This is a genomic window from Blautia intestinihominis (genome assembly GCF_040096655.1).
GTDB classification, from domain to species: domain Bacteria; phylum Bacillota; class Clostridia; order Lachnospirales; family Lachnospiraceae; genus Blautia_A; species Blautia_A intestinihominis.
On sequence record NZ_JBBMEI010000012.1, the window covers coordinates 66,388 to 73,868 of the forward strand.

A 7,481-nucleotide genomic window follows, 5' to 3' on the forward strand; every position below is an offset into this window, starting at 1 on the left:
CCAGTCCTGTTTTTAATATAGACAGGATACAGGAGGAGGCAATATGGGGCTTATTTTTCAAAATATATCAAAAAAATATGGTGCTGTTGTAGCAATAAAACACGCTGAAATGGAAATTGAAAATGGAGAAGTCAGGGCTATTTTAGGTGGAAATGGATCTGGAAAGTCGACACTGGCAAAAGCTCTGGGTGGACTGATAAGTAAAAATTCCGGAGAAATTATTTTTGACGGACAATCGATTGATTTCAAATCACCGAAAGAAGCGAAAAAAAATCATGTAATAATGACAAGCCAGGAACTGAGTCTGTTCGGAAATCTGACGGTAGAAGAAAATATCTGCATATGTGACGTACCTTTAAAAGGCATTTTTACAGATAAAAAAAGAATTAAAGAAAAGTCGCTGGAAATTTTAAAGGTGATGAAATTAGAAAACATTGCGACAAAAAAAGTAGAAGATCTTGCACCAAACCAGCAGTATATGGTAGAACTTGCCAAAGCACTGGTTCAGGAACCAAAACTTCTTATTATTGATGAGATCACGTCAGCTTTATACAGAGAAGATGTAGAAATCGTTGATGATATTATAAAAGATCTGAAGAAAAAGGGATGTATGGTTTTATTTATTTCGCATCGTATGTCAGAATTATATGCTATGTGTGACAGTGTCACGATTATGAAAAACGGAGAGACCCTCGGTACTTATCCGATGCAGGAAAAAACGGAAAGTGAGTTACTTTCTCTGATGGTAGGATCAAAAGTAGAGACTGGCAGACAACATAAAAACCGTCAGGCAAAGAGTGAAAAAGATATATTGATCAAAGCACCACACATAAAAATTCCTTCCTATGGAACAGAGGAAAGTCTGGAGATCAGAAAGGGAGAGATTATAGGTGTTGCAGGACTGCAGGGACATGGTCAGACCGATCTTGTCAATTCGCTGTATGGTAACCTGGGAGAAATAAAAATCATCATCGATGGCAAAGAGGTTTCTATTCATAATTCCAGACAGGCAGTTTCAAATGGATTTGCATTTATTTCCGGCGACAGGGAACGGGATGGAACATTCCAGGAGCGTAATCTGGCTGAGAATCTTGCAGCAGTGAAAGAACTGGTCAAGCATGAAAAAATCGGTGATTCCAGGTCTGTTCTGGACAGCTTTAATGTTAAATACGATAATCCGGGACAGCTGATTACTGCATTGAGCGGTGGTAACCAGCAGAAAGTTGTTGTAGGACGGTGGTTAAGCACAAAGCCGCGGCTTCTTCTGGCAAATGACCCTACAAAAGGTATTGATGTTAAAGCAAGAACAGATCTTCATAAAGAGTTTGTGAAACTTGCAGAAGAGGGAAATGCGGTAATCATGATTTCCAGTGATGATGATGAGCTGGTAAATGTTGCATCTATGGCAGAATGTTCAAGGGTTATTGTTATGTATGAAGGGCATATTTCTGCAATTCTTGAGGGCGATGCTATTACAAGAGAGAACATTTCGGCGGCATCTATGCCGATTGAAGAAAAACAAATGCAGGCATAATTGAAAGGAGGATAAAATCAGATGAACAAAGTAAAGAAACTGATGTCATGGAATGCATTTCCGGCATTATTATTGTTTGTAATATTTCTTGGGATTAATGGAGTAATGACAGGTGGACTGAGTGTATCTTTTTTTCGATCCTTCATTTCCACTAATGCAGGTGCGATTTGTGTGGCAATCGGTGTAACTGCTACGATTCTTGTTGCAGGTACTGATATTTCTCTTGGTTCGATCGTGTCGCTGGTAAATGTGGTTATTGTTACTGCTTTTGAGAAAGGATTTTCTGTACCGCAGGCTGCATTGCTGGGGCTGTTGACTGCAGTTCTGTGTGGAATGTTCAATGGTTTTGTTGTAGGCATCATGAGAGTTAATCCGCTGCTGGCAACATTTGCAACATCAATTGCATTTGCAGGAATTGCATTATGGATTTTGCCATATCCTGGTGGCTATATTGATTTCACTTTTGGTGACTGGTATCTGGGAAATATGTTTGGTATTATTCCGACGCCGGTAGTATTGATAGCCATTCTTGTACTTATATGGATATTTGTAATGAAATTACCTGTGGGATTGCATATTTATGCGTTGGGTAAAGATGTAAAGAAGGCGTATGCATCAGGAATAAATGTTGCTGCGTTAAGATTTTTTGTGCATACATTTGCCGGTCTGGCGGCAGGAGTTGCCGGTATTTGTATAAGTGCCAATATATGTGCCGGAAGTCCGACAGTAGGATCTGCCATGAGTATGAATTCTATCGCAGCGGCAGTTATCGGCGGTGTTTCTCTGAATGGAGGAATCGGAGGAATATGGAGTGGTATTTTCGGCGCATCTTTCCTGAGTATTCTGATTTCTATTGTCGTATCTGCAAATTTAAGTTCTATAGTACAGAGCTTTATACAGGGACTGATCCTGCTGATTGGAGTTACAGTGTCTATTGCAGCATCAGATAAAGAAATCAAAACAAAAATAAAGAGAGCTATAGGAGGAAAGAGATGAAAACACTGAAAAAGCTTAACAATCCATATCTTCCGGCAATTATAGGAACGGTTGCTCTTTTAATTCTTGGACAGTGTCTGAGCAAAGGTTTTCTGTCTATGAATAATATTTCAAGTATTTTGATGACAACGTCAATTCTTACACTTGCGTCAATTGGCCAGGCAGCGGTAATCATATCAGGTGACAGTGGGCTTGACATGTCTGTTGGTGCAATCATGTCTATGACAGCTCTCTTTGGTCCAATGATAAATGTAGGATCTGGCGTAGCCTCATTTATTTTAATGATTCCTGCTGTTATGCTTATGGGAGCTGTTGTCGGCGCAATTAATGGCACCGGAGTTCAAATGTTAAAGGTTGTTCCGCTGGTTATGACGCTGATTATGTCAAATGTTGTAGATGGCTTTTCAATCATGGTTACAAAAGGGCAGCCATCTGTTATGGTAGGAAAGGAATTACAGGGAATCTCAAAAACATTAGTAGGTCCACTGAGAATCCTGCCAACAGTAGTGCTCATTGTTTTGATCTTACTGGAAGTTCTGTTCCTGAGAAGAAGCCGCTATGGAAGAAGTCTGTTTCTGGCAGGTAATAATAGAAATGCGGCAAATCTCTGTGGTATCAACAGTAAAAAGATAATTATCCTGGCGTATGTGTTTGGTGGAGCTATGGCGGGATTTGCAGGGCTTATGCTGGTTGGATATGCAGGAACGGCACAGATGAATATGGCAAGCAGCTATACAATGCTTTCTGTTGCAGCAGTAGTTATTGGTGGAACCAAACTGACAGGTGGAAAAGGTACATTCATTGGAGGTGCTCTTGGTGCTTTGGTGCTGGTACTTATTACAAATATTCTTCAGGCATTAAATATGGCCGCAGGATTAAGATCTCTGATCCAGGGAATTATTCTGATCGTGATTCTGATGATGAACAGCAGAGCACCTAAGCTTCGACAGTAATGATAAATATTATTACCAGAATATCTATTGCGAAAAGAAAGTGCATGATGTAAAATTGAAGAGAAAAGGAGAAAATGCATGAAGAATGGAAAGTATGGCATTTCAGATGTTGCAGAGATGTTAGGCGTTTCAAAATCAACAGTTTCTCGCGTAATCAATGGAAATGAAGGTGTCGGTCCGGAACTTCGTAAAAAAGTGATGGACTTTATCAATGAAATAGGATATCAGCCAAATACGATAGCCCAGAGTTTAAGTAAGGGACGGATGAACATAGTGGCATTGATACTGGGAGATATTCGAAATCCGTTTTATGCAGATTTGACATTTAATATTCAGAGGATTCTTAACGACAATGGTTATATGGTAATGGTTCTGAACAGTGAATATAACATTGATAGAGAACTGGAATTTTTGAAATTAACAGAGCAATTTAATTTTGCAGGTTTGATTTTGATAACGGCACAGGAAAAAGCAATAGAAGAGAGACTGAAAAATATGGAAATGCCAAAGGTGCTTGTTAATCGTATTCTACCATATTATACAGGAGATTCGGTGTTAATTGATAATTTTCAGGCAGGATATCAGGCAACTATGCATCTGATTGAACTGGGACACCGTCACATAGGCTTTATCAAAGGACCGGGGGTATCTTCTGCATCCAGTCAGCGCTTTGCAGGTTACCGACAGGTACTTGAGAATTATGGCTTTTCTTTTGATGAGAAATGTGTGTTTGAGAGCGATCTGAAATTAGAAACAGGACGGGCGCTGGCACAGCAATTTTTAGAAATAAAAGAGCGTCCAAGTGCGATGGTTGTGGTAAACGATATGACTGCAATCGGTTTTATGGATGGCTGCAGGAAAGCGGGAATCCGTATTCCTGAAGAGTTGTCAATCATAAGTTTTGATGATATTGCAATGGCGTCAATGTATGGTATCGAACTGACGACGATAAGCCAGCATGTAGATGAAATGGGTGAAAAAGCAGCACATTTGATGTTGAAACAGTTAAATGACAAAGATGCGAAAACAGAGCGTATTATTATGGAGCCAACTTTGATTGTAAGAAAAACAACCTGTGAATGTTCTGAGATTTGAAAAGTTTGCCAGTTGGAGAGATTCACTGGCGGCAGTTTGCAAATTCTATATGGAAAGTGGTGGAAATAAGTGCATAGAATGAAACGGGTAGAGGATTCCCGTACGGAGAATACATTTCTGATCATGAATAAACATATCAACTGTTATGGACGTCTCTTTGGTGGAGTGCTGATGCAGTGGATTGATGAGATGGCGGGGATTGTAGCTCGCCGTCATGCCGGTACGATTGTTACAACAGCCTGTGTAGATAACCTGAATTTTAAAGCAGGTGCTTATCTGGGAGATGTGGTTGTGCTGATCGGAAAACTGACCTATGTAGGCAGGACCTCTATGGAAGTACGAATTGATACTTATGTGGAGGAGTCGGATGGAACACGCAGGATGATTAACAGAGCTTATGAAGTTATGGTGGCATTGGATGAGGACGACAACAAAGTGGACGTACCGGGTCTTATCGTAGAGACAGAGTCTGAAAAGGCAGAATGGGAAGGCGGAGAAAAGCGATATACACTACGGAAGGAAAGGCGAAGAGAAGGATACTGATGTTAATGAAGCCTGAGGCTATCTATCATATTATGGCAGATAGCCTCAGGCTTGTTCTTGCATTTTTACATATTAAAATAGAGAATATAGAATATAGCAATTATAAGTAAGTGTCATACAGAGCAGTAGAAAATCGTATGGCACTTTTATTGTATCTCAAGTAAGCAACGTGAGTGTGTTCAATGATTGACAGCAAAAGCAGGGTTTGCTACACTAAAAACATATTGGCAGAATTGCAGAAGTCAGAGGAAGATACAATGAATTATAGAAGTGTAAAAATATCAGAAGATGCGAGAATTTCAAAGCAGTCTGTGCTCGCAGGGGATGTGACGATTGGGAGAGACAGCTGTGTGTTTTATTTTGCGGTGATCCGTGGCGACGAGGCTCCGGTTGTGATTGGAGATGAGTCGAATATTCAGGAGAATTGTACAATTCATGTAAGCCGTAACATGCCGGTTCATATTGGAAATAATGTCACTGTAGGGCACAATGCAGTGATCCATGGCTGTACGATCGGAGACAGAAGCCTGATCGGGATGGGGGCAGTGATCCTTGATGGTGCAAAGATCGGAAACGACTGTATCATTGGAGCCGGAAGCCTTGTGACAAAGAATACCGTGATACCGGATGGCTCCCTTGTGATGGGCAGTCCGGCAAAAATTAAACGAAATCTTGCCTGGGAAGAAAAATTGAGAAACCTTGAAAATAGCAAAAGATATGTGAATGTCTCCAGAGAGATGCAGGAACAGGGAGTATTATAAGAAACTATTATAATTTACAGAGAGTGAGGAAAAATGCATGTCCTGTACAATAAGAAAAGCCACACCGCAGGATCTTCCGAGAATCCGGGAGATCTACGAGATGGCAAGACAGTTTATGAGAAAAAACGGTAACCATTCACAGTGGGGTAAAGGTGACGAACCGGAAGCTCTGATCGAGGAAGATATCCGCCAGGGAAATCTGTATGTACTGGAGGAAGCGAGTATTCATGCAGTATTTGCCTTTATTATAGGAGAAGATCCGACCTATCTGGAGATAGAAGAAGGAAACTGGAAGTCAGAGGAACCTTATGCTGCCGTGCATCGGGTAGCCAGCGACGGAACCGTGCAGGGTGTCATCGGTCATGTCATGGATTACTGCAGCGCACAGGTACCACATCTTCGGATCGACACACATAAGGATAACAAAGTAATGCAGCACGTACTGGAAAAATACGGTTTCGTAAGCTGCGGCATCGTGCATGTCCGGGATGGAAGCCCGCGCATTGCATATGAACTGCTCCCGTAATATGTCATAATATGTTAAAAAAACGTTATTTGCGTTACAGGTAGTATCCCGCGAGGTGTTTTGCCATGAATATGGCAAAATCCCATCACCGAAGGTGATTTGGAATGGATTTTGACCAAGTTACTGTGAACGGAGTGAACAGTAACCCTTTGAGCATATCTGCTCGAATAATTCATAAAAACACTTGTTCCTATAAAACAAATATATTATAATAAAAAAAGAACAATATGTTCGTAGAAATAAAATCAATCCGTCAGTATATAGAAAGTCAGGGTGAGAAAAATAAACCGGGTAGTAAAAATAAGAATCTATCCAAATAAAGAACAGATATCTCAGATAGAGAAAACAATCGGCTGCTGCCGTTTCCTTTATAATCAGATGCTTGCGGATAAGATCAGTTATTACCAGAAAGAAAAAAAGATGCTGAAAAATACACCGGCCGGATATAAAAAAGAATATCCATGGCTGAAAGAAGCAGATTCTCTTGCACTGGCAAATGTGCAGAGGAACCTGGAAGGAGCCTTCCGGAAATTTTTTCGGGAACCGAAAGTGGGATTCCCAAATTACAAATCAAAAAAATTCCCGGAAATCTTATACAATAAATATGATAAATGGAAATATCTGCCTGCAGGAAAAGTCTCTGAAACTACCAAAGATGACACCCATAAAAATAAAACTTCACCGTTCGATACCGGAAGGGTGGAAACTAAAATCAGTGACTGTAAGCAGGGAACCAACCGGAAAATATTTTGCAAGTCTGTTGTTCGACTGTGAAAACCAAACAGCGGAGAAAAGACAGGCAGAAAAATTTCTGGGGATTGATTTTGCCATGCATGGGCTGTGTGTGTTTTCTACCGGTGAAAGAGCTGGATATCCGATGTTCTACCGGAGTGCTGAGAAAAAGCTTGCCCAGGAACAGAGGAAACTTTCCAGATGCGAAAAGGGCAGCAGGAACTATCAAAAACAGAGGAAAAGGGTTGCATTATGTCATGAAAGGATAAAGAACCAGAGGAAAGATTTCCATCATAAGCTCAGTCATGACCTTGCGGAGAAGTATGATGCGGTATGTGTGG

The 7,481-nt window shown here is 40.6% G+C and carries 8 protein-coding genes and 1 pseudogene; all 9 read left to right on the forward strand.

The genetic code is table 11. The annotated features are described in order from the left end of the window. Nucleotides 1–43 precede the first annotated feature (43 nt). Complete coding sequence (locus tag WMO75_RS05785; RefSeq protein ID WP_349077742.1) at nucleotides 44–1,534, forward strand: sugar ABC transporter ATP-binding protein; 1,491 nt, start codon at nucleotides 44–46, stop codon at nucleotides 1,532–1,534. Nucleotides 1,535–1,555: 21 nt separating this feature from the next. Next, the gene (locus WMO75_RS05790; RefSeq protein WP_022214334.1) at nucleotides 1,556–2,530 is read left to right on the forward strand and encodes an ABC transporter permease; all 975 of its coding nucleotides are present in this window, start codon (nucleotides 1,556–1,558) and stop codon (nucleotides 2,528–2,530) included. Further along, nucleotides 2,527–3,483, forward strand: coding sequence for an ABC transporter permease (locus tag WMO75_RS05795; protein WP_022214333.1), 957 nt, complete (start codon nucleotides 2,527–2,529; stop codon nucleotides 3,481–3,483). The genes WMO75_RS05790 and WMO75_RS05795 overlap by 4 nt, the downstream gene beginning before the upstream one ends. Before the next feature lie 78 nt (nucleotides 3,484–3,561). Next, complete coding sequence (locus tag WMO75_RS05800; protein ID WP_022214332.1) at nucleotides 3,562–4,578, forward strand: LacI family DNA-binding transcriptional regulator; 1,017 nt, start codon at nucleotides 3,562–3,564, stop codon at nucleotides 4,576–4,578. 69 nt (nucleotides 4,579–4,647) lie between these two features. Beyond that, nucleotides 4,648–5,121 (forward strand): acyl-CoA thioesterase, encoded by a 474-nt coding sequence (locus tag WMO75_RS05805; RefSeq protein ID WP_334290845.1) that lies wholly within the window; start codon nucleotides 4,648–4,650, stop codon nucleotides 5,119–5,121. A 257-nt stretch (nucleotides 5,122–5,378) separates the two neighbouring features. Further along, nucleotides 5,379–5,882, forward strand: coding sequence for a gamma carbonic anhydrase family protein (locus tag WMO75_RS05810; protein ID WP_022214329.1), 504 nt, complete (start codon nucleotides 5,379–5,381; stop codon nucleotides 5,880–5,882). 37 nt (nucleotides 5,883–5,919) lie between these two features. Continuing rightward, nucleotides 5,920–6,408, forward strand: a complete 489-nt coding sequence (locus WMO75_RS05815) for a GNAT family N-acetyltransferase (RefSeq protein ID WP_022214328.1) — start codon at nucleotides 5,920–5,922, stop codon at nucleotides 6,406–6,408. Nucleotides 6,409–6,681: 273 nt separating this feature from the next. Further along, nucleotides 6,682–6,768: pseudogene (locus WMO75_RS05820) on the forward strand (helix-turn-helix domain-containing protein); the annotation flags it as partial. A gap of 136 nt (nucleotides 6,769–6,904) precedes the next feature. Beyond that, nucleotides 6,905–7,481: RNA-guided endonuclease InsQ/TnpB family protein (locus WMO75_RS05825; protein WP_349077743.1), on the forward strand; the 577-nt coding region annotated here is incomplete at its 3' end.

Coding starts and splice junctions, on each gene's coding strand:
- WMO75_RS05785 (WP_349077742.1), top strand. CDS start 44: ATGGGGCTTATTTTTCAAAATATATCAAAAAAATATGGTGCTGTTGTA.
- WMO75_RS05790 (WP_022214334.1), top strand. CDS start 1,556: ATGAACAAAGTAAAGAAACTGATGTCATGGAATGCATTTCCGGCATTA.
- WMO75_RS05795 (WP_022214333.1), top strand. CDS start 2,527: ATGAAAACACTGAAAAAGCTTAACAATCCATATCTTCCGGCAATTATA.
- WMO75_RS05800 (WP_022214332.1), top strand. CDS start 3,562: ATGAAGAATGGAAAGTATGGCATTTCAGATGTTGCAGAGATGTTAGGC.
- WMO75_RS05810 (WP_022214329.1), top strand. CDS start 5,379: ATGAATTATAGAAGTGTAAAAATATCAGAAGATGCGAGAATTTCAAAG.
- WMO75_RS05815 (WP_022214328.1), top strand. CDS start 5,920: ATGTCCTGTACAATAAGAAAAGCCACACCGCAGGATCTTCCGAGAATC.